This window comes from Micromonospora sp. WMMD714 (assembly GCF_029581315.1).
In the GTDB taxonomy this organism is placed as follows: domain Bacteria; phylum Actinomycetota; class Actinomycetes; order Mycobacteriales; family Micromonosporaceae; genus Micromonospora; species Micromonospora rifamycinica.
In genome coordinates this window covers 855,648-876,729 of sequence record NZ_CP120744.1, presented here as the reverse complement: position 1 = coordinate 876,729, position 21,082 = coordinate 855,648, and the positions used below count along the sequence as shown (strand labels likewise).

Sequence of the window (21,082 nt, the reverse complement as noted above, 5' to 3'; positions counted from 1 at the left end):
CCCGCAGCCCCGCGCGCCCCTGCTGCCCCGCCCGGCCCTGCTGCCCCGCCCGGCCCCGCTGCGGCCTCCCGTCCCGCTCCGGACGGGGTAAGGGAAGGGCCGCCGACCTTCCCTGGCAGACCGTACGACCTGCCCTGGTCGGCTGGCGGGATCGTGCGGGCGATCCGGCGGCGTGCCGACGCGAGTCAACGGGAACTGGCGCGCTGGGCGGGGGTGCACCACGGCACGGTGGGGCGGATCGAGGCGGGTGTGCTCACCCCGAGCATCGCCCTGCTGCGTCGGATCATCGCGGTGGCCGGTTTCCAGCTGGCCGTGGTCGACGGGTCCGGTCGGGTGCTCACCCCGATGCGGGACAGCGACGACACCCGGGACGGTGCGGGCCGCCGCTACCCGTCGCACCTGGACACGATCCTCGACCCGGAACCCGGTGAGTGGTGGGCGGACGTCTACGGGCTCGCCCGGCCACCGGAGACGTTCTACCGCAACCGGGCCGTCCGGGACGCGATGCGCCGCCGGAGCCAGTGGGAGGTGCGGGTGGCGAAGTACCGCAACGTGCCACCCCCGCCCCGGGTGGTACGCCCGCAATGGTGACGACCCGCCGGCCCGGCGGGGAAGCCGGGTCGACGGGCCGTCGGACGTGCGGGACCGTCAGTCGTCGTCGGTGATGGTGCCGGTCGCAACCGGATCGGCGAACCGCAGGTTCAGCGACCCGGCTACCGCGAACGCGATCTTCTCGTCCGACTCGCGCCGACGGTCACCGCGTACGGTCACCGGGAACGCCAGCGAGGTCTGGCCGGCGGGCAGGACCCGGCAGCCGACGTACGGGTCGAAGTCCAGCACGACCGTCGCGGTCAGCCCCACCGTGGCGGCGCAGAGCGTCGTCGGCTGGGACAGCGGGCGGGACACGGTGACCTGGAACGTCATGGTGCTGGTGCCCCGGTCACCCTCCACCACCGTGGCGTCGGCCACCCGCAGCGACGGCTGGCTGCGGAACCGGGCCACCTGCGGGTCGTGGTCGCTGGCCCCCCGGGTGCCGTCCCCGGTGAACTCCGCCGGCCAGTCCGCGTTGACGTGCGCCGCCCGGATCTGCACCAGGTCGGCGTGCAGCGCGTCGTTGACGAACAGGTTGTCCAGCGTCTGCGCCGACCCCTGGAAGCTGTACGAGTACGCCGCCGACGGCACGTCGGCCACCAGGTCGTCCCAGAGGTTGCGCAGGCCGGCCCGGTAGAGCGGGCCGAGCTGATCCGACGGGGTCGGGTTCGCGCCGGTCGCGATCGGGTCGTCCGGGCGGGGGAAGACGTTCAGGTCCCCGCCGTACACCACCCGGGCGTCCGGGTCGGCCGCCTCGATCGCCGTGACGATCGCCGCCCCGTACGCGGCCTGCTCGGTGCGCTGCCCGACCCGGCTGTCCGGCCCGGACGAGTAGTGGTTGCTCAGCGCGTACAGCAGGTAGGACTCCGACCCGCCGGGCGTCGCCTTCACCACGAACTTGCCGAGCTGCGGTGCCCGGGTGAAGACGTTGTCGCCGTCCCTGCCGGTCGAGGTGTCGGTGTCGGCCGGCAGCACCGCGTTGAGCGCCTTCGGGTTCTGCACGTCCGCGTTGGACGCCAGCCCCGCCGACCGGTACCGCACGGTGGGCGCGGAGCCGAGCAGCGGGTCGGTGGCGGTCGCCCCGGCCAGCGACAGCCGGTCGGTGCGGTAGAGGAACGCCGAGGTGATGCCCCGGGCGTCCGCGCCGGTGCGGTCGTACGCCGCCAGATAGGCCGGACCACCGGCGGCCCGGATCGCCAGGGCCAGGTCCTGGAGGGTGTCCGGGGCACCGTCGGCGTTGTCGGTGGTGCCGCAGACCAGGCTGCTGCCGGAGACCGAGCAGATGTCCTGGTCCTCGGCCTCCTGCACCAGGATCAGATCCGGGGCGTGCAGGTCGGTGCGGATCTGGGCGGCCAGCTCGGACAGGTGCTCCCGGTAGTCGGCTTCACCCGCCGGCACGTAGTCGAACGGCGGGGACACCCCCGGGCAGCCCGTGTTGCCGGTGAAGTCGCAGCCGTCGAACGGGTCGTCGCGGAAGTCGTACAGGTTCTCCACGTTGTAGGTCGCCACCGCGACCTCCCGGGCGCGGTCCGCCGGGCGCGGTGGGTTGTTCGTCGCCGGGTCGACCCCGGCGGTCAGGGCCAGCGACTCCGGCTGCACGCTGAACTTGCTGAAGCCGTACGACACCGCGCCGAACGCGTCGGCGGTGAGGGTGTCGAAGGTCCGGGCCGGCGGGAGCAGCGCCGTCGAGTTCCCGGCGGTGGCCTTCACGCCGCCGCCGCCGAGCAGGATGCGCTGGCCGTTGCCGTTGTCGAAGACCTGCCCCGGCACGTCGTCCAGCGGGTGGGCGTCCCGGAAGACCCGACGGGCGTACGGGTCGGCCCGCTTCAGCAGCGGATCCGCCCGGTCCACCACCCACACCTCCGAGTCGGCGGTGGAGCCGAACACGTCCCGGGGACCGGTGACGCCGGAGCCGCTGCGGACCCGCAGCCGGGCACCCTCGTGCCGCTCCCAGAACCGGTCGGCCGCCGTCGCGTCGGCCGGCGGGAGCGCGTCGTCCACCGTCACGGCGGTGTTCACGTCCAGCCCGGTGTCGAGCCGGCGGACCAGCGAGGCACCGGAGAGCTGGGTCTGGTCGAAGTACTCCGACACCCGGCCGCGCAGCAGCACCTCGTCGCCGACTGTCGGCGCGTAGCCGCCGATCAGCGTGGTGAACGCGCCCATGAAGACGAAGATCCCGTCCGAGCTGAGCGGGTCGCCGTCCTCGGTGCCGGTGCGGCTCTGCAGGTAGAAGCCGTTCTGGTCAGCGCCGGCCGAGGTACGGGTCAGCGACTTCTGGGTGATCACGCCCCGGACGTCGTACAGCAGCGGGCTGGTGCCGGTGCCGGAGGGCGGGGCGAGCGGCGACCGGTCGGTGCGCGGGTTCTCGTCGTCCCGGGTCGGACCCTGCACCTGGCCGACCGACAGCACCCCGTTGGCCTGCACGGTGAGCGCACAGGTGGCGGTGCCGCCGTCGGCGTCCGTCGCGGTCACGGTGACCGTGTACGTGCCGGCGGGCAGGCCGGTGGCGGTGACCGTCGCGGTCGCCGTGCCCCCCGGCGCGGTCGCCGGGGTGAACGCGGTACGGCTGACCGAGCCGCTCGCCGGGGCCGGGCTGACCGCGGTGACCGCCAGGTCGACGATCGTGTCGTCCGGGTCGGTGCCGGTGACCTCCCGGGTGCCGGTCGCGCCGGCCTCGACGGTCAACGCCCCGCCGCAGGTCAGGACGGCCGGCTGGTCCACCGGGCCGCCACCGTCGACGGTGTGCGCGCCCAGCCCGTCGACGGTGTCGGTGGCGTGGCCGGCCCACTGGGCGGCCGGGACGAACGCGTCCGACGGGTCGGTGTCACCGGCCGAGACCGACGGCAGCCGGCGCAGCGTGTTGTCGGCGGTGCTGGTCAGCCCGCTGCCCCACTCGCTGCCCGGGTCGACGCCGACCTGCCCGATCGCGTCGAGCACGGTGTCGCCGCGGCGCAGCACGATCGCGTCGTCGCCGTTGAACAGGCTCGCGCCGGTGGTCTGGTCGGCCTGGGCCAGGATCGCCGGGGCGGCCGAGGCGGCGGCGAAGACGAAGACGTCCCCGGCGGCGACGGTGCCGGTGAGGGCGATGGTGGTGGCGGTGGTGGACCCGTTGAAATAGAGCTGGAGCTGGTATCCGCCGGCGGTCAGGTCGACCGCCGCGCCGGTGCCGTTGTACAGCTCGATCGCCTTGTTGTTCGACGAGCCTTCGACGTACTCGGAGATGAACAGGTCGGTGGGCGCGGCGGTGGCCGCGGTGGGAGCGACGCCGAGCACCGGTACGGCGACGGCGGCGACGGTGGCGAGCGCGGCGAATCTGCGGCGCAGGCGCATGGGGCCTCCACGATGGGTGGACGGGAACCAACGCACGTTAAGGTGCGTCGCTGGCCGCCGTCCATCCCCCGGGCGGCGCTGTGGTGAATTCACGACAGTGCCCGACGCGACCGTCCCCGGTGGCCCGACCCGGCACCCCGCCGCCGGCCGGCGCGACGGGTCAGCGGTGGGCGTCGAGCCGGTGGACCAGTTCGGCCACGTCCACGCTGTACTCGCACCAGTCCCGGTCGGGCTGGTAGCCCAGCTCGGCGTTCACCTTGAGCATCGCCTCGTTGGTCTGGGTGTTCCAGGTCTGCACCTCGGCCAGCTCCGGCTCGGCGGAGCGCAGCTCCAGCAGCATCCGCGCCTTGATCGCCCGGTCGATGCCGTAGCCCTGGTGGTCCCGCGTCACGATGGTGTCGTACTGGTCGGCGCGGGTGGGGTGCTGGACCGGCACCACCACCTCGGTCAGGCCGGCCACCGCTCCGGTGCGCTCGTGCAGGGCGAGCACGATGTACGGCTTCATCCCCCGGCGGTGCAGCGTGTCGAGGCTGTCCCGCAGCCGCTGCGGATCGTACGAGCTGGGGCGCAGGTCGCCGTCCTCGACGTCGCGCACCTCGGCCTTCGCCCGCGCGTACGCCTCGATCAGGTCGTCGGACGGCCCGCCCGGGTAGAACTCCAGGTGGTAGCCCGGGCCGACCCCGGCGGCCATCTCGGCGAGCGCCGTCCAGTCGACAGTGCCCAGGTCGAGCACGCTGCGGGTCTCGACGTACTCGCGGGTGAAGCCCAGCGACGAGTAGAAGCCGATCGCCGGGGTGTCGCCGACCACCTCGACCCCGAGCGACCGGAAGCCCTCCTGGTAGACCCGGCGGGCGGCGATCAGCACCAGCTCCCGGCCGAGCCCGGTCCGGCGCACCGTCGGGTGCACCAGCACCTCCAGCACGCCGATGTCGCCGAGCAGCAGCACGTGCACGTGACCGAGGATCGCACCGGGCACCCCGTCGGCCGGCTGGTCGGCCTGGGCCACCCAGGAGATACGTCGTTCGCCGGGCATCACCTCGGAGAGGTACTCCCGCAGCGAGTCCTCCCGCCAGGGCGGATCCTGCGGGAGGTCGACCGCGAGGACCGCGTTCAGCGTGTCCAGCACGGAGCCGATCTCGGCGGACGACGCGGTTCGAGGATCCCACTCGCGCACCATCACACGCCTAGCTTGCCGTCAACGGCTTCCCGGGGGAAGTGTCCGGTCCGGCAATGTATGCGAACGATCACCTCACGTACGGCTTGCGCGTCCGTACTCCTGGGCCTTGTCGAAGACGTCCTGGGCGTACCGGCGTACATCGTTGTAGGAGAGGATCGCGCCCCACCAGTCGCCGGGGATGGTCATGTTGCGGCCACCCTGGCAGAGGTAGTTGCCGGCGGCGAGCGCGGTGTCGTCCAGGTCGTGCGGATCCTTGCGGCCGTCGTTGTCGGCGTCCGCGCCGACCTGCTCCCAGGTGGTGGGGATGAACTGCATCGGCCCGATCGCCCGGTCGTAGACGGTGTCCCGGTCGAACAACCCGCCGTCGGTGTCCCGGATCAGGGAACGCCCGCCCTGGCCGTCGAGCGGATCACCGATGATCTCCGGTACGGCCCGGCCGTCCGGCCCGAGCGTCGCCCCGTTGGCCTGCCCGTGCCGGGACTCGACGTAGCCGATCGCGGCGAGCGTGGTCCAGCTCAACTGGCAGCTCCGGTTGGTCTGGGCGAGCACCAGCTCGGCGTAGCCGTACGCCTGCATGGCGATCGGGGAGATGCCCACCTTGCTGCCGGTGACCCGGGCCCAGTCGCCCAGCGCGTCGGCGGGACGGCCGCCGACGGTCGGGCCGGGCGGGCCGGTCGGCACTGTTCCGCCCGGCGGCAGGCTGCCCAGCGGCGGCGTGGGCACGGTCGCGCCCGGCACCACCGGCACCGGGGTCGCCCCGCCCGTCGGGGCGCCGGAACCGGCGGCGGTCTCGTCCACGGCGACCGGGCGGGGTGCCCGGACGGCGTTCGGCACCACCACCGCGCCGACCGCCGCGGTCGCCGCGACCAGCCCGAACAGGAACAGGCCGGGCAGGGTCAGCCGACCGCTCGGACGGCGGGACCACGCCCGGGTGGCCCGGGTCGCCGCCCCCACCGCCTGCCGGGGCGGCGGCAGCCGGACGGCGTGCGCGAACGGTATCCGTCGCCGCCGGCCCACCGTCGTGCCGCTGCCCGCCCCGGTCTTCGAGTCGGGCTCGCTGCCCGCCCCGGTCTTCGCGTCGGTGTCGGTCTTCGTGCCGGGCTCCGACCCACCGTCCGCCGGTGGCCGGCCTGTCGTGGCCGACGGCCTGCCGTCGGCCGACGGCTCCGCTGCCGGGTCCGGCTCGCCGTCCGGGTCGGTCGCCGCTTTCGGCGGTGGCCCGTCGGCGGTGGACTCCGGTTTTCCGTCCGGGCCGGCCGCCGGAGCCGGTTGCGGTGTGTCGCCCGGGGCGGGGCCGCCCACCTGCGGGGCGTCGTCGGTCGGGGCGGCCGGCGGGACGGCGGGATCGCGCCGGGGCCGGCGGGGGCGGGGAATCCAGCCCCGACGCGGCGCGACGGGCGCATCCTCGGGCGGAGTCGCTGCCCGCAGGGGCCGTACCGTCGAATCTTCGCCGCTCACCACCGTTTGAGTATCACCCATGGCGGTCCAGGAGTCAGGTCCGGCCGTAGGGTGGAGACATGCCCCGGTACGAGTTCCGCTGCCGCGCCTGCGGCGACACCTTTGAGGTCAACCGACCGATGGCCGAGGCCGGTGCGCCGGCCTACTGCCCCCAGGGTCACGCCGACACGGTCAAGCTCCTGTCGACGGTGTCGGTCACCGGCCGGGGTGCCGGCGTCGTGCCCGGGAGCGCCCCGGCCGCGCCCGCCGGTGGTGGCTGCTGCGGTGGTGGCTGCGGCTGCTGAACGGCCCCGGCCACCGGCCGATGTAACGGCACGGCGCACCGGTGCGCCGGAATCAGTGACCCCTTGGGTCTGATATCGCCCGACCGTTCTCACGATGCGTGACCGGTTGACCATAGGGCAGCATGAACCCGACGTCAGGGCGGAGGTGCCACGTATGTCGCCACGGATCCACCTCCCGAGCGGTTGGGTGACCTTCGTGTTCACCGACATCGAGGGTTCCACCCGGTTGGCCCAGCTGCTCGGGCCGGACTACCGCCCGGTGCTCTGGGAGCACCGCCGGCTGCTCCGCGACACCCTCGCCGAGACGGACGGCGCGGAGCTGCTGACCGAGGGGGATTCCTTCTTCCTCGCCTTCCCGGACGCGTCGGCGGCGCTCACCGCCTGCCTGACCGCGCAGCGGGCACTGTCCACCCACGACTGGCCCAACCCGGAGGCCGCGCCGAGGGTCCGGATGGGGCTGCACACCGGCTACGCCGAACCCCGCGACGGGGAGTACGCCAGCCCCGAGGTGCACCGGGCCGCCCGGGTGGCCGCCGCCGCACACGGTGGGCAGGTGCTCTGCTCGGACTCGACCGCCCGGCTCGCCGACCCGATGCCCGCCGGGGCCAGCCTGCTCGACCTTGGCCTGCACCGGCTCCGGGGCTTCGACGACCGGGAGCGCCTGTTCCAGCTCGTCGCGCCCGGGTTGGAACGGCAGTTCCCCCGCCCGCGTACCGCCCAGGCGTTGGCGCACAACCTGCCCACCCAGGTCACCTCGTTCGTCGGCCGGGAGACCGAACGGGTCGAGCTGGACCTGCTGACCCGCCGGCACCGGCTGGTCACGGTGGTCGGCGCGGGCGGCGCCGGCAAGACCCGGCTCGCCGTGGAGGTGGCGTCCGGCCAGGTGGAGGCGTACCCGGACGGGGTGTGGTTCGTCGACATCGCCACGGTGACCGACCCGGGGCTGGTGGCCTTCGCGATCGCCGCCGTCCTCGGGCCGCGTCCGGAACCGGGCCGCCCGATCGTGGACACCCTGGTCGAACACACGGCCCTGCGCCGGATGCTGCTGGTCCTCGACACCTGTGACGCCCAGCCGGCCGCCTGCGCCGAGGTGATCTCGCGGCTGCTGGCCGGCGGCGTCGGGGTCCGGGTGCTGGCCACCAGCCGGGAGGCCTTCGGTCTTCCCGGAGAGCTGGTGTGGCGGATTCCGCCGCTGGCGGTCGACCCGCAGCCGGGCCGTACCGAGAGTGACGCGGTGGCGTTGCTGCTGGACCGTACGGCGGCGGCCCGGGGCGGTCGTCCGCCGGAATGGACGGAGGCCGCCGACCTGCGCCGGGTGGTGCAGCGGCTGGACGGGTTGCCGTTGGCGATCGAGCTGGCCGCGGCCCGGTTGCGGGTGCTGTCCGCCAGCCAGTTGGCCACCCGCCTCGACGACGTGCTGGGCACCCTCGACGCCGGTCGGGACGCTCCGGAGCCCCCCGCCGACCGGGGCTGGGCGGGCAACCAGCAGGACACCGTGGATCTGGTCGCCGCCGCCTCCGGCCAGACGCCGCCGAGCCCGGCGCACCGGGCGGTGCAGCGGTCCGCCACCGAACGGCACCTCACCATGCAGGCCACCGTCACCTGGTCGTACCGGACGTTGGGGCCCCGGGCGTCCCGGCTGCTGCGCTGGTTGGCGGTCTTCTCCGGGCCGGTGGACCTGGCCACGGTGGAGTGGATGCTCGGCGACGACTCGCTCGACCCGCTGTCGGTGCTGGTGGACAAGTCGATGATGCTGGCCGAACGGCACGCCTCCGGCAGCACCTACCGGATGCTCGACCCGATCCGGGCGTACGCTGCGCGGCGGCTGGTCGAGACCGGCGAGGAACACGCCGCCCGGGACCGGCACGTGGCCTGGGCGCAGCACGCGCTGCACCGGGCGCACCTCGGGGCGGACGGCCGCCCGGTCACCCTGTCGCTGTACGCGTTGGACCCGCTCGCCGGTGAGCTGCGGGCGGCCCTGCGCTGGTCGGCGACCGGGGGCAGCGCCCGGGCCGGGCTGCGGCTGGCCCGCGGGCTGGACCAGTGGTGGCGGGAGCGGGGGCTGTCCCGGGAGGCCCGGCTGTGGCTGTTCCGGCTGTACGGGCGGATCGCCGAGACCGGCGAGGCGATTCCCGAGGCGGAGCTGGCGGCGGCGTACCACCTGCACTCGCTGCACGCCGGTGCGGACGGCGAGTTCGGCGAGGAGCTGCGGTTCTCCCAGCGGGCGGAGGCGGCGGCCCGGCAGGCGGGTGACGCGGGGCTGCTGGCCCGGGTGCTCGCCGGGCGGGCCGTTCCGTTGATCGACATGGGGCAGTTCGCCGAGGCGGAGCGGATCTGCCGGGAGGTCATCGACTGGGCCGACGAGCAGGGGGTCAGCGGGGACGCGCTGCTGGCCAGCTACAACCTCGCCGAGCTGCTGTGGCGGCGGGGCGCGTTGACGGAGGCGGCGGAGCTGCTCGGGGCGGTCCGGCTGGTGGAGGCCACCCGGCCGGTGGAGCGTGGTCGCCGGTCGGTGGACATGCTGCTCGGCATGGTGGCGCTGGCCCGGCGTGACCTGGTGGCCGCACACGATCACCTGCTGGTGGCGTTGCGGGCGCGGATGGGGCACGGCTACCACGGGCGGGCCTGCGACACGGTGAACGCGGTGGCGGTGCGGTGCGCGTTGGGTGGGGAGCCGCTGACGGCGGCCCGGCTCTTCGGCGCGGCCCAGGCCACCCGGGCCCGGCTGCGCGGCACCCCCGGCATCTTCGGGGCGTACTGGCTGGAACGGCAGGCCGACCTGCGGCGGGTCCTCGGCGACGCGGCCTTCGACGCCGCGTACGGCGAGGGCGGTGAGCTGGGCCTGGAGGAGGCGGCGGCGTTGGCGTTCGCAGTGGAGCACCCGGACATGGCCGCGGACTCGGTGCGGTTCCGGACGACCGGCCCGCTGATGCCCCGCCCCATGACGCCCCGCCCGATCAGCCGGCGGGACGCGAACCGTCGGGAGGAGTGGGCCTGACCCGCCGCGTCGCCCGCTGACCCGGAAACGGCGCGGCCGGTCAGGGGCTGGTCGGGCCAGCCGCAGCACCCGGCGGCCCGCCCGGTGGTGGCACTCCGGCACTCCGGCGGGCGGGCGGGCCGGGGCCGGTGCGTCCGACGCGGTCAGCGGACCGTGCGGGTCGCCGAGGCGGCGCTCTCGTTCCACAGCCGGTCCAGGGCGGTCACCTGGTAGGTGTACGTCCGGCCCGGCTCGGCGGTGGCGTCCACCCAGGACTGCGACCGCCCCGGCGCGGCCCGGACGGTGCCGACGAGGTGCGTCGCGTCGGCCCGGTCACACGCGTCGACCCGGCCGGGGCCGTCGAAACGGTAGACCGCGTAGGACGTGGCGGTGCCGAGTGGACCCCTTCCGTCGGCCGGTTGACGCCAGCGCAGCCGTACCCCGTCGGTGGTCCGCTCGGCCCCGGTCAGCGCCGGTCGCAGCAGCGGCCCGGCCGGCAGGTGCGGCATGGGTGGCACCAGCGCCGGTCGGGAGTAGTGCGCGGCGGCGTAGGCGCTCGTCGCGCCGAGCCGGTCGGCCCGCACCTGGACGGCGGAGAAGTGCACGTTGCCGAGCACCTCCGGGTACGACCGGTTGAGTGTCAGGTGGTCGGACAGCTCCTGCGGGTTCATCCAGTACGTGCCGTAGGCCGGGTCACCGCTCTTGTAGTCCGCCTGGCCGATGTAGAGCTGCACCCGGGTGCCGCGCACCGTCTGCGCCCACCAGGGCACCAGCCGCGCGTAGTCGGCGGCCGGATACTGGCCGATGTACCAGTAGAGCTGCGGCACGATGTAGTCGATCCACTCCTGCTTGACCCACCTGCGGGTGTCGGCCGAGATGATGTCGTAGGACTGGCTGCCGGTGGTGTCCGAGCCGTCCGGGTCGGCGCTGGCGTTGCGCCAGATGCCGAACGGGCTCACCCCGAACTTCACCCACGGCTTGACCGCCTTGATCCGGGCGCCCATCTCCTGGATGAGCAGGTCGATGTTGTCCCGTCGCCAGGCGGCCCGGTCGGTGAACCCCCGGTGGTACGCGGCGAACGTGGCGTCGTCGGGCACCGGGTAGGTGCCGCTCGGGTACGGGTAGAAGTAGTCGTCGAAGTGCACCCCGTCGATGTCGTACCGGGATACCGCGTCCATCATCGCGGTCTGCACGAACTCGCGGACCTCCGGGACGCCCGGGTCGTAGTAGAGCCGGCTGCCGGCGACACCGGCCGGCGGGTAGGCGAACGCCCACCCGGGGTGCTGCCGGGCCGGGTGGTCCGGGGCGAGCTGCCCGAGATCCGCGCCCGCGCCGCCGGGCGCCGGCATGGAGATCCGGTACGGGTTGAACCAGGCGTGGAACTCCAGGTTCCGCCGGTGCGACTCGGCGACCAGGAAGGCCAACGGATCCCAGCCCGGGTCCTGCCCCCGCACCCCGGTCAGGTACTCCGACCACGGCTCGTACCGGGACGGCCAGAACGCGTCGGCGGTCGGGCGGACCTGGACCACCACCGCGTTGTGGTGCAGCCGCTGCGCCAGGTCGAGCCAGCCCCGGTACTCGGCCTGCTGGGCGGCGACCCGGTCCGGGGCGGTTCGGGAACCCGCGCTCGGCCAGTCGATGTTCACCACCGACGAGATCCACATGGCCCGGAACTGCCGCTTCGGCACCCCCGGATCGACCTCGCACGCCACCGCGCCGCCCCCGCCGCTGGTGGTGGCACCGGTCATGGCCCCGCCGGAGGTGGCCCCGCCGGCTGTGGCCCCGCCGGAGGTGGCCCCGCTGGCTGTGGCCCCGCCGGAGGTGGCGGTCCCGCCCGCGCTGGCCGCCGCCGCCGGACCAACACCACCAAGCCCCGCGACCAGCCCCAGCACCAGCCCGACCCCACCCAACCGACTCACCCGCATACCCCACACCCCTCCCTCATCTCCCCCTCCCACCCCCACCCCCCTTCCACCACCCCCCGTGCGCCCCACTGGCCCCCTCTGTCGCCCCGGTGATCAAGAGGTTTGCGTCAACTTCAGGCGGAACGCATGACGCAAACCTCTTGATCACCGGGGCGAGGCGAGGCGGTGTGGGGCGGGGGTTGGGGTGGGTGGGGGATCGGTTGGGGTGGATGGGGTGCTGGTGGGAAATTTCCATATCCGGGTGGGTGGGCGCAAGGGGTGACCGGGGAGGGGGCGGGTGACCGAAAGTGGTCAGGCTGGGGACTCAGGGTCAGGGAACCGTGGTGGGGGTGGGTGATTGGCGGGGGTTCGGGATGGGTAGCAACGCCCGGCACCGGCCCCAGCAGGGTGGTCGCGGTGGTGGGAGGGGTGAGCGCAGTGTCCGTGCTGCGAACCAAACCGATCAAGGACGTGGTTGCCCAGGGCAACGCCGACGGCAGTGACGGCGGTCCGGGCCTGAAACGACGGCTGGGCGCACGGGACCTCACCGGATTCGGTATCGGCATCGTGATCGGCACCGGCATCTTCACCCTCACCGGCATCGAGGCGCGGGACAGCGCCGGGCCGGGCGTGGTGATCTCGTTCGCCATCGCCGGGGCGGTCGCCCTGCTCGCCGCCCTCTGCTACGCCGAGCTGGCGTCGAGTGTGCCGACCGCCGGCAGCGCCTACACCTATGCGTACGCCACGATGGGCGAGATCGTCGCCTGGATCATCGGGTGGGACCTGCTGCTGGAGTTCGCCCTCGGGGCGGCGGTGGTGGCCCGGGGCTGGTCCGGTTACCTGGCCGAGCTGTTCGGCCTGCCGAGCGCCTGGTTCGCCGAAGAGGGCAGCGTGGTCAACCTCGGCGCGATCGGCATCGTGCTGCTGCTCGGCGTGATCGCCATCGTCGGCATCCGCGAGTCGGCCCGGATCACCAACCTGCTGGTCGTGGTGAAGGTCGCGATCTGCGTCTTCGTCGTGGTCGCCGGGCTGTTCTTCGTGAAGGCCGCCAATCTCAGCCCGTTCATCCCGCCGGCCGAACCGGCCGGGGCCGGCGACGACGGGATCAAGCAGCCGGTCATCCAGGCGCTGTTCGGGCTGGAGCCGTCCATCTTCGGTTTCGTCGGGGTGCTCAGCGCCGCCGCCGTGGTCTTCTTCGCGTACACCGGCTTCGAGGCGGTGGCCAACCTGGGTGAGGAGACCCGGCGGCCCAAGCGGGACCTGACCCTGGGCCTGTTCGGCACCCTGTTGATCTCCACCGCGCTCTACATCGGCGTCTCGCTGGTCGTGGTCGGCATGGTGCCGTACGGCGAGATCGACCGGGGTGCCCCGATCGCCGCGGCCTTCAACGCGGTCGGCGCGAGCTGGGCCGGGGTGCTCGTCTCCATCGCCGCCGTCGCCGGCCTGACCAGCGTGATCCTGGTGGACCTGGTGGCCATGGGCCGGATCGGCTTCGCCATCTCCCGGGACGGCCTGCTGCCGCCCTCGGTCGCCCGGATCCACCCGCGCTGGGGCACCCCGTACCGGATCTCGGCGCTGATGACCGTGGCGGTGGCGCTGCTGGCCGGATTCCTGCCGCTGTCGGCGTTGGCCGACCTGGTGAGCGTCGGCGCGCTCTGCGCCTTCATGATCGTCTCGATCGCGGTGCCGATCCTGCGCCGTAAGCGCCCCGACCTCGAACGGCCGTTCCGGGTTCCGTTCTCCCCGGTGCTGCCGATCTTCACCGCGCTGGCCTGCCTCTACCTGACGCTCAACCTGTCGATCGAGACCTGGATCAGGTTCCTCATCTGGATGGCGCTCGGCGGGATCATCTACTTCTGCTACGGCTACCGCCACAACCGTCTCGCCACCGGCGAAGCCGCCGGGGACCGCGACCCGGAATCCGAAACCGCCCCGGCCTGACCTTCCAACCGGGTGCCGGCCCTGTCGTTCCGCCGGCCGGCACCCGAGTCGTCGACCCCGGTCAGGGCAGGGGGGCGAACCGCAGCAGGTTCCAGGAGATGGCCGGCAGGCGTACGGCGCAGCGGTCGCCGTCGACGGTGCCGGTGGGCAGTTCCCGGGGGGTGACCCGGTCGGGCTCGGCCTCGGTGTTGACCCCCTCCGGGTCGTCCCCGGCGGCGAGGCTGAGGTGCTGCACCGGGCGCAGCCCGGACAGGCCGCGCAGGTCGAGGTCGAGCGGGAGGTCGTCGGTGCCCCGGTTGACGGCGAACACGGTCAGCGCGCCGGACTCCTCGTCGTGCAGGGCGACGGTGTCCAGCACCGGCACGTCGCCGTACCGCTTCGTCGGGTAGGTCGGCGAGACGGGCTCGGTGCGCAGCACGGTGCCTCTGGCGTACCGGGCGGTCAACGCGAACGGGTGGAAGATGGTCTGCCGCCAGGCCGGCCCGCCGGTGCGGGTCCGGATCGGGGCGATCACGTTGGCGAGCTGGGCCTGGGCGGCGACGCCGACCCGGTCGGCGTGCCGGAGCAGGGTGATCAGCAGGTCACCGACCACCACCGCGTCGACGGCGGTGTAGTCGTCCTCGAGCAGCGCCGGTGCCTCGACCCAGCCGCGCCCGTCCAGGTCGCCCTGGACCCGGGACTGGTACCAGACGTTCCACTCGTCGAAGGAGACCTTCAGCTTGCGGGTCTGGCGCAGCCGGGCGGCCACGTGGTCGGCGGTGGCGACCACCTCGGTGATGAACTGGTCCATGTCGACGGCCGAGGCCAGCAGGCTGGCCCGGTCACCGTCGGACGGGTCGTAGTAGGAGTGCGCGGAGATGAAGTCGACGTGCTCGTAGGTGTGTTCCAGCACGGTCGCCTCCCAGGAGGCGAAGGTGGGCATGCCCCGGCCGGAGCTGCCGCAGGCGACCAGGCTGACCGAGGGGTCGATCAGCTTCATCGCCCGCGCGGTCTCGGCGGCGAGCCGGCCGTACTCCTCGGCGGTCTTGTGGCCGACCTGCCAGGGGCCGTCCAGCTCGTTGCCGAGGCACCACAGCCGGATCCCGTACGGCTGCTGCGCGCCGTGGGCGCGGCGCAGGTCGGACAGCCGGGTGCCGCCCGGGTGGTTGGCGTACTCCAGCAGGTCGCACGCCTCCTGGACGCCCCGGGTGCCGAGGTTGACCGCCATCATCGGCTCGACCTGCGCGGCGGCGGCCCAGGCCATGAACTCGTCGAGGCCGAACGTGTTGGGCTCGATGGTCTTCCAGGCCAGGTCCAGCCGGCGGGGGCGGTCGTCGACCGGGCCGACGCCGTCCTCCCAGCGGTAGCCGGAGACGAAGTTGCCGCCGGGGTAGCGGACCATCGAGACGCCCAGCTCCCGGGTCAGCGCCAGCACGTCGCGGCGCAGGCCGAGCGGGTCGGCCTCGGGGTGGCCCGGCTCGTGGATGCCGCCGTACACGCAGCGTCCCAGGTGTTCGACGAAGGAGCCGAAGAGCCGTCGGTCCACGGCTCCGATCGCGAAGGCCGAGTCGATCGTCAACCGGGCTGTACGCACGGGGGTGCCACCTTTCCTCGACCTGCTCCGTGACGGCGGTCACGTCGCCACCCGTGTTTCTACAACGTTACTTACAACGATGTAAAGGCTCGTCGGGCGCGCGATAGAGTCCGGGGTCGGAGGCGGGAGGTGGCCGATCGTGCGGCACACACTGAAGGATGTGGCCGAACGGGCCGGGGTGTCGGTCAAGACCGTGTCGAACGTGGTCAACGGCTACCAGCACGTACGACCGGACACCCGGGCGCGGGTCGAGGCGGCCATCGCCGAACTCCGCTACCGGCCCAACCTGTCCGCCCGCAACCTGCGCAAGGGGCGTACCGGCGTGATCGCCCTCGCCGTCCCGGAGCTGGACATCCCGTACTTCGCCGAGCTGGCCCGGCACGTGGTCGCCGCCGCCGCCGACCACGGCTGGACCGTGCTCATCGACCAGACCGGCGGCGGCCCCGAGCGGGAACGGGTCGCCGCCGCCGGCATCGGCGACCACATGATCGACGGCCTGATCTTCAGCCCGTTGTCCCTGACCGCCGAGGACCTCACCGGCCTGGACGGCATGCCGATGGTGCTGCTCGGTGAGCGGGCGGACCACGGCACCGCCGACCACGTGGTGATCGACAACGTGACCGCCGCCCGGGAGATGACCGCCCACCTGGTCGGCCTCGGCCGTCGCCGGATCGCCGCCGTCGGCGCCCAGCACACCCCCGAGGGCGCCGGTGCCCGCCTCCGGCTGGCCGGCTACACCGCCGCCCTGACCGAGGCCGGTCTCGGGTACGACGAGCGCCTGGTCGCCGCCACCCCGGCCTGGCACCGCGCCGACGGGGCCGCCGCCATGCGCCACCTGCTCGCGTCCGGAGCCCGCCCGGACGCGGTCTTCTGTTTCAACGACACCCTCGCCCTCGGTGCGCTCCGCGCCCTGCACGAGGCCGGGCTCCGGATCCCCGCCGACGTGGCCGTCGCCGGCTTCGACGACATCGAGGACGGGCGGTTCAGCGTGCCCACCCTGACCACCGTCGCCCCGGACAAGGAACGGATCGCCCGGCTCGCGGTCGACCTGCTCGCCGGCCGGCTCGCCGGCGACCGGGACGCGCCCGCACGGGAACTCACCGCCCCGCACCGCCTGACCCCCCGCGAGAGCACCGGCTGACCCCGGACGGCCTCCCGCCCGTCGAGCGGCAGTCAGTCGAAGAAGCGGGCCAGGTGGGCCGGGGCGACCGGTGGGGCGTCGGCGGGCAGCGGGGTGAGGTCGGCGAAGATGGACGCGCCGTCGCAGCCGGCGTGCAGCGGATACCAGCGCGGGGTGCCCGGCGGGCGCTGGCCGCAGACCCCCTTGATCGTCTGTACGTCCAGCAGCCGGACGTGGGTCGGGTCGGCCACCGCGTTCACATGCCCCCACCAGGGGCTCATCACGTGCAGCACCCCGCCCGGTCGGAGTACCCGGTGACACTCGTCCAGCAGCGGCAGGAAGTCGATCAGGTGCTCCAGGATGTGCACGGTGAAGATGACGTCGACGCAGGCGTCGGCCAGCGGCAGCGACCCGGACAGGTCCGCCACCGCGTCCACCCCGGGGGCCGGGAAGATGTCCAGCCCCAGGTTCGTCGGGTACTGCTTCTGGCCACCGCAGCCCAGGTCTACCACCACCGGATCCCGACCGGCGACCCGCACCCGCCCCCACACGCCGTACACCCCGGCCAGCCGACCGACCAGCTCCCGGACCAGCCGCAACTGACCCGGCTCGGCCACCTCGCCGGCCAGGTGGGCGACCCCCCGGTCGAACCGCACCTCGACCGCGAGCCCGCGTAACCGCTCGTCGTGGCGGGCCTGCTCGGCCCAGGCCGCGTCGAGGAACCCGTCGAGCGCCCGCAGCCGTTCGGCCGAGGGCGGTGCCTGCGCCAACGCGACCATGGCCACCTCCCGCCGGCCGTTACCCGCTCTCCGGCCCGGCACACCACCCGATCCGGTGCACCGGCACCGGCCGGGTCAGCCACCGGCACCGGCCGGGTCTCAGCCAGCGCCAGCCGGGTCAGCCGCCGGTACGTCGGGTGGGCCGGCCGACGGCCCGGATGCGCTGGCGGGGCGCACCTGCCGCCTTCGGGCGCTTGAGGTGGTAGCGGTGCAGCTCGTTGTGGCCCGCCAGGGACGGGTCCTCACTCATCCCGACGAGTTCCCACCCCTGGTCGCCGGCCCGGTTCAGGTGGGCCAGCGCGGTGTCCCCGTAGGCGGTCACGTCGATCATCGATCCGTCCGGGCCGTACCAGACGAAGACGACCTCCCAGCTGAGGTCGGAGGCGGTCGGCTGGCGACGCCGCACCAGCAGCGCGTACTCCCACTTGAGCATGACCCATTGTCATCCCGCCGCTGCCGGACGGCGCGGATCAGTCCTCGGCGATCCGCCCGTCGGCGACCCGCAGCCGCCGGTCGACGCTGACCGCTTCGAGCATCCGCCGGTCGTGGGTGACCAGCAGCAGCGTCCCCGGATAGCCGGCCAACGCCGACTCCAACTGCTCGATGGCCGGCAGGTCGAGGTGGTTGGTCGGCTCGTCCAGCACCAGCAGGTTGACCCCCCGGCCCTGGAGCAGCGCCAGCGCCGCCCGGGTCCGCTCGCCCGGCGACAGCGTCGCCGCCGGCCGCAGCACGTGCGCGGCCCGCAGGCCGAACTTGGCCAGCAGCGTCCGCGCGTCCGCCGGCGGCATCTCGGGTACGGCGGCCCCGAACGCCTCCAGCAGCGGCTGGTCGCCGAGGAACAGCCCCCGGGCCTGGTCGACCTCGCCGACCACCACCCCGGGGCCGAGCGCGGCGTGCCCGGCGTCGAGTGGCAGCCGACCCAGCAGCGCGCCGAGCAGGGTGGTCTTGCCGGAGCCGTTCGGCCCGGTGATCGCCACCCGGTCGGCCCAGCCGATCTGGAGGTGCACCGGCCCGAGGGTGAAGTCGCCCCGGCGGACCACCGCGTCGCGCAGCGAGGCCACCACCGCACCGGCCCGGGGCGCGGCGGCGATCTCCATCCGCAGCTCCCACTCCTTGCGGGGTTCCTCGACCACGTCGAGGCGTTCGATCAGCCGCTCGGTCTGCTTCGCCTTGGCCGCCTGCTTCTCCGTCGCCTCGGCCCGGAACTTCCGGCCGATCTTGTCGTTGTCGGTGGCCTTGCGGCGGGCGTTCTTCACGCCCTTCTCCATCCAGGCGCGCTGGGTGCGGGCCCGGGCCTCCAACGCGGCCCGGGTGTCGGCGTACTCCTCGAAGTCGGCGCGGGCGTGCCGGCGGGCCACCTCCCGCTCCTCCAGGTAGGCGAGGTAGCCGCCGCCGTAGTGCCGGGTCTGCTGCTGCGCCAGGTCGAGTTCGAGCACCCGGGTCACCGTCCGGGTGAGGAACTCCCGGTCGTGACTGACCAGCACCGTCCCGGCGCGCAGCCCGGAGACGAACCGTTCCAGCCGGTCCAGGCCGGCCAGGTCCAGGTCGTTGGTGGGCTCGTCGAGCAGGAAGACGTCGTAGCGGCTGAGCAGCAGCGACGCCAGCCCGGCGCGGGCCGCCTGACCCCCGGAGAGGGCGGTCATCGGGTGGTCCAGCTCGACGGTGAGCCCCAACTCGGCGGCGACCTGGGCGGCGCGTTCGTCCAGGTCCGCGCCGCCGAGATCGAGCCACCGCTCCAGCGCCCCGGCGTACGCGTCGTCAGCCCCGGCCGTGCCCGCGGTGAGCGCGTCGGTGGCGGCGTCCAGGGCCGCCTGCGCGCCGGTCACCCCGGTCCGGCGGGCCAGGAAATCGCGGACCGTCTCGCCCGTCCGCCGCTCCGGCTCCTGCGGCAGGTAGCCCACCGAGGCGCCCGGCGGGCTGACCGAGACGGTGCCCTCCTCCACGCCCTGCAACCCGGCCAGCGTGCGCAGCAACGTCGACTTTCCGGCTCCGTTGACGCCCACCAGCCCCACCACGTCGCCGGGTGCGACCACCAGGTCGAGGTCACTGAAGAGCATCCGCTCCCCGTGCCCGGCGGCGAGTCCTTTGACGATCATCGTGGCGCTCATCAGCTCCCGAGCCTAGCGTCCGCCGTTGCGGTCCGGCCGCCGCGCGGCCCGGCCCGCTGCTGCCTGCGCTGCTGCCTCTCCCGGCCGGCGGTCCGGTCGTGCGGCCGACTCTTCGGAGTGGCGGGGCGTGTGGCTGGTCGGCGGCGAGGCTTGGTGCGTAGGCGATCGATCGGGTGGTCGTGCGGGGGTGGTGATTCGCGCGCGAGATTGTGGAGAGTTGTTGCGGCTATAGCGACAACAACTCTTCACAAACCCGCACTCCCCGCGGTCACCGCCGCCCCTCACCGCCGCTGTCGGGTTTCCCGGATCGGTCGAAGGGCGGCCCGACGGTCGGGTCGTGGGCGGGCCGGCAGTCGGGTCGGCTGGCGGTCGGATCGATGGTGGGGTTGGCGGCCGGGTCGGAGCGGTGGCGGCCGGGTCGGGTCGGTGGGCGGTTGGGGTCGGCGGTCGGGGCGGTGGCGGACCGGCGGCCGGGAGCGGGCTGGTGGTCGGGTTGGTGGGCGGGGTCGGGCTGGCCGGTTCCGGCCGGCGAAAGGTGGGGGAGGGGCGGGAGAAACGGGGCGGGTGGGGCAAGGTGAGGGGGTGGGACTGACGTTGGCGGTGGACTGCGGGGGCGGCGGCATCAAGGGCTCGGTGCTGGACGGGGACGGCACCCTGCGGGCGGCGGTGATCCGGGTGGACACCCCGTACCCGTTGCCGCCTGAACTGTTCGTCAAGACGCTGGTGGAGCTGGCCGGGCGGCTGCCCTCGGCGGACCGGGTCACGGTGGGGATGCCGGGCATGATCCGGCACGGGGTGGTGGTGGCGACGCCGCACTACGTGACCCGGTCCGGGCCGCGCAGCCGGGTCGACCCGGACCTGCTCGCCGAGTGGTCCGGGTACGATGCCCGCCGGGCGGTCACCGAGGCGTTCGGGATGCCGGCGCTGGTGCTCAACGATGCCGAGGTGCACGGTGCCGGGGTGGTCGCCGGGACCGGCTGCGAGCTGGTGCTGACCCTGGGCACCGGGCTGGGCAGTGCGCTCTTCGACGGTGGGCGGCTCGCCCCGCACCTGGAGCTGTCGCACGCCCCGGTCCGCTGGGGCACCACCTACGACACGTACGTCGGGGAGCCGGAGCGGCGGCGGCTCGGCGACGCCTTCTGGTCCCGGCGGATCCGGCAGGTGGTGGACGGGTTGCGCCCGGTGTTCCGCTGGGACCGGCTCTATCTCGGCGGCGGCAACTCGCGGCTGATCCGCCCCGAGCAGGTGGCCCGGATGGGCGACGACGTGGTGATCGTGCCGAACACGGCCGGGATCGTCGGTGGGGTGCGCGCCTGGCAGTTGACCGGCGAACGGGACGACCCGGCCTCCTGAGCCACAAGTCCACCCCCAGGAACACTCGCGGTACGCCCGGTGTTGTGCCAGCGTCGGAGCAATGACGACGTGACGCGAGGGGGTGGGTCGGGATGGATCTTCTGGCGGAGTACCGGCGGGCGACCATGTACTTCGAGATGGGTGACCCGAGCGGAGCGGTCCGGCTGCTGGAGCCGATCGTGGCGGCCGAGCCCGGCAACTCCTCCGTACGTCAGCTGCTGGCCCGGGCGTACTTCCAGACCGCCCAGCTCGGCCGCGCCGAGGAGCAGTTGCGGGAGCTGGTCGACCGCGACCCCAGCGACCACTACGCCCACCACGTGCTGGGTCGGACGCTGGAGCGGCTGAACCGCTACCCGGACGCGTTGCGGCACCTGCGCATCGCGGCGGCCATGCACTCGACCAACGACGACTACGTGACCGCGCTGCGCCGGGTGGAGAGCCGGGTCGGCAACGATCGCTGAGGTCCCGCACCGGGCCGGGGGAGGGG

At 73.8% G+C, this 21,082-nt stretch carries 15 protein-coding genes; 7 read left to right on the top strand and 8 right to left on the bottom strand.

Features of this window, described 5'->3' with window-relative positions:
- The first annotated feature begins 153 nt into the window (after window positions 1-153).
- A complete protein-coding gene (locus O7625_RS03955) occupies window positions 154-591 on the top strand; it encodes a helix-turn-helix transcriptional regulator (protein ID WP_282344383.1) in 438 nt (145 codons plus the stop codon).
- A 57-nt stretch (window positions 592-648) separates the two neighbouring features.
- Here O7625_RS03955 and O7625_RS03950 read toward each other — a convergent pair whose 3' ends face one another.
- The 3 genes from O7625_RS03950 to O7625_RS03940 all read right to left on the bottom strand — a co-directional run bounded on the left by O7625_RS03950 (window position 649) and on the right by O7625_RS03940 (window position 6,577).
- Entirely contained in the window at window positions 649-3,921 is a 3,273-nt protein-coding gene (locus O7625_RS03950; RefSeq protein ID WP_282344381.1) for a lamin tail domain-containing protein, read from the bottom strand.
- A 160-nt stretch (window positions 3,922-4,081) separates the two neighbouring features.
- On the bottom strand, window positions 4,082-5,098 hold the full coding sequence (locus O7625_RS03945; protein WP_067311775.1) for a GNAT family N-acetyltransferase: 1,017 nt from the start codon (window positions 5,096-5,098) through the stop codon (window positions 4,082-4,084).
- 72 nt (window positions 5,099-5,170) lie between these two features.
- A complete protein-coding gene (locus tag O7625_RS03940; RefSeq protein WP_282344379.1) occupies window positions 5,171-6,577 on the bottom strand; it encodes a lytic murein transglycosylase in 1,407 nt (468 codons plus the stop codon).
- A gap of 38 nt (window positions 6,578-6,615) precedes the next feature.
- On the opposite strand from O7625_RS03940, the gene O7625_RS03935 reads away from it, so the two are divergent.
- Entirely contained in the window at window positions 6,616-6,840 is a 225-nt protein-coding gene (locus O7625_RS03935; protein ID WP_282344378.1) for a zinc ribbon domain-containing protein, read from the top strand.
- A gap of 154 nt (window positions 6,841-6,994) precedes the next feature.
- The gene (locus O7625_RS03930; protein WP_282344376.1) at window positions 6,995-9,838 is read left to right on the top strand and encodes an adenylate/guanylate cyclase domain-containing protein; all 2,844 of its coding nucleotides are present in this window, start codon (window positions 6,995-6,997) and stop codon (window positions 9,836-9,838) included.
- 143 nt (window positions 9,839-9,981) lie between these two features.
- On the opposite strand, the gene O7625_RS03925 is transcribed toward O7625_RS03930, so the two are convergent.
- On the bottom strand, window positions 9,982-11,565 hold the full coding sequence (locus O7625_RS03925; RefSeq protein ID WP_282346798.1) for a family 10 glycosylhydrolase: 1,584 nt from the start codon (window positions 11,563-11,565) through the stop codon (window positions 9,982-9,984).
- A gap of 594 nt (window positions 11,566-12,159) precedes the next feature.
- On the opposite strand from O7625_RS03925, the gene O7625_RS03920 reads away from it, so the two are divergent.
- Window positions 12,160-13,662, top strand: coding sequence for an amino acid permease (locus tag O7625_RS03920; protein WP_348774009.1), 1,503 nt, complete (start codon window positions 12,160-12,162; stop codon window positions 13,660-13,662).
- 61 nt (window positions 13,663-13,723) lie between these two features.
- Here O7625_RS03920 and O7625_RS03915 read toward each other — a convergent pair whose 3' ends face one another.
- The gene (locus tag O7625_RS03915) at window positions 13,724-15,235 is read right to left on the bottom strand and encodes an alpha-N-arabinofuranosidase (RefSeq protein ID WP_282344373.1); all 1,512 of its coding nucleotides are present in this window, start codon (window positions 15,233-15,235) and stop codon (window positions 13,724-13,726) included.
- 139 nt (window positions 15,236-15,374) lie between these two features.
- Between O7625_RS03915 and O7625_RS03910 the strand changes: the two genes are divergently transcribed.
- Window positions 15,375-16,376: a LacI family DNA-binding transcriptional regulator gene (locus tag O7625_RS03910; protein WP_282344372.1), complete on the top strand. Its 1,002-nt coding sequence runs from the start codon at window positions 15,375-15,377 to the stop codon at window positions 16,374-16,376.
- Window positions 16,377-16,408: 32 nt separating this feature from the next.
- Here the strand turns inward: O7625_RS03910 and O7625_RS03905 are convergent, their stop codons facing one another.
- The 3 genes from O7625_RS03905 to O7625_RS03895 form a co-directional block, all read right to left on the bottom strand.
- Window positions 16,409-17,134: a methyltransferase domain-containing protein gene (locus O7625_RS03905; RefSeq protein ID WP_282344370.1), complete on the bottom strand. Its 726-nt coding sequence runs from the start codon at window positions 17,132-17,134 to the stop codon at window positions 16,409-16,411.
- A 118-nt stretch (window positions 17,135-17,252) separates the two neighbouring features.
- Window positions 17,253-17,567, bottom strand: coding sequence for a hypothetical protein (locus O7625_RS03900; protein ID WP_067311740.1), 315 nt, complete (start codon window positions 17,565-17,567; stop codon window positions 17,253-17,255).
- A 37-nt stretch (window positions 17,568-17,604) separates the two neighbouring features.
- Window positions 17,605-19,242 carry an ABC-F family ATP-binding cassette domain-containing protein gene (locus tag O7625_RS03895; RefSeq protein ID WP_282344367.1) on the bottom strand — a complete coding sequence of 546 codons (1,638 nt, stop codon included), beginning with the start codon at window positions 19,240-19,242 and terminating at the stop codon, window positions 17,605-17,607.
- Window positions 19,243-19,824: 582 nt separating this feature from the next.
- Between O7625_RS03895 and O7625_RS03890 the strand changes: the two genes are divergently transcribed.
- Both O7625_RS03890 and O7625_RS03885 read left to right on the top strand, forming a co-directional pair.
- Window positions 19,825-20,595, top strand: coding sequence for an ROK family protein (locus tag O7625_RS03890; RefSeq protein WP_282344365.1), 771 nt, complete (start codon window positions 19,825-19,827; stop codon window positions 20,593-20,595).
- A 92-nt stretch (window positions 20,596-20,687) separates the two neighbouring features.
- On the top strand, window positions 20,688-21,056 hold the full coding sequence (locus O7625_RS03885; protein ID WP_067315493.1) for a tetratricopeptide repeat protein: 369 nt from the start codon (window positions 20,688-20,690) through the stop codon (window positions 21,054-21,056).
- Window positions 21,057-21,082: the final 26 nt, after the last annotated feature.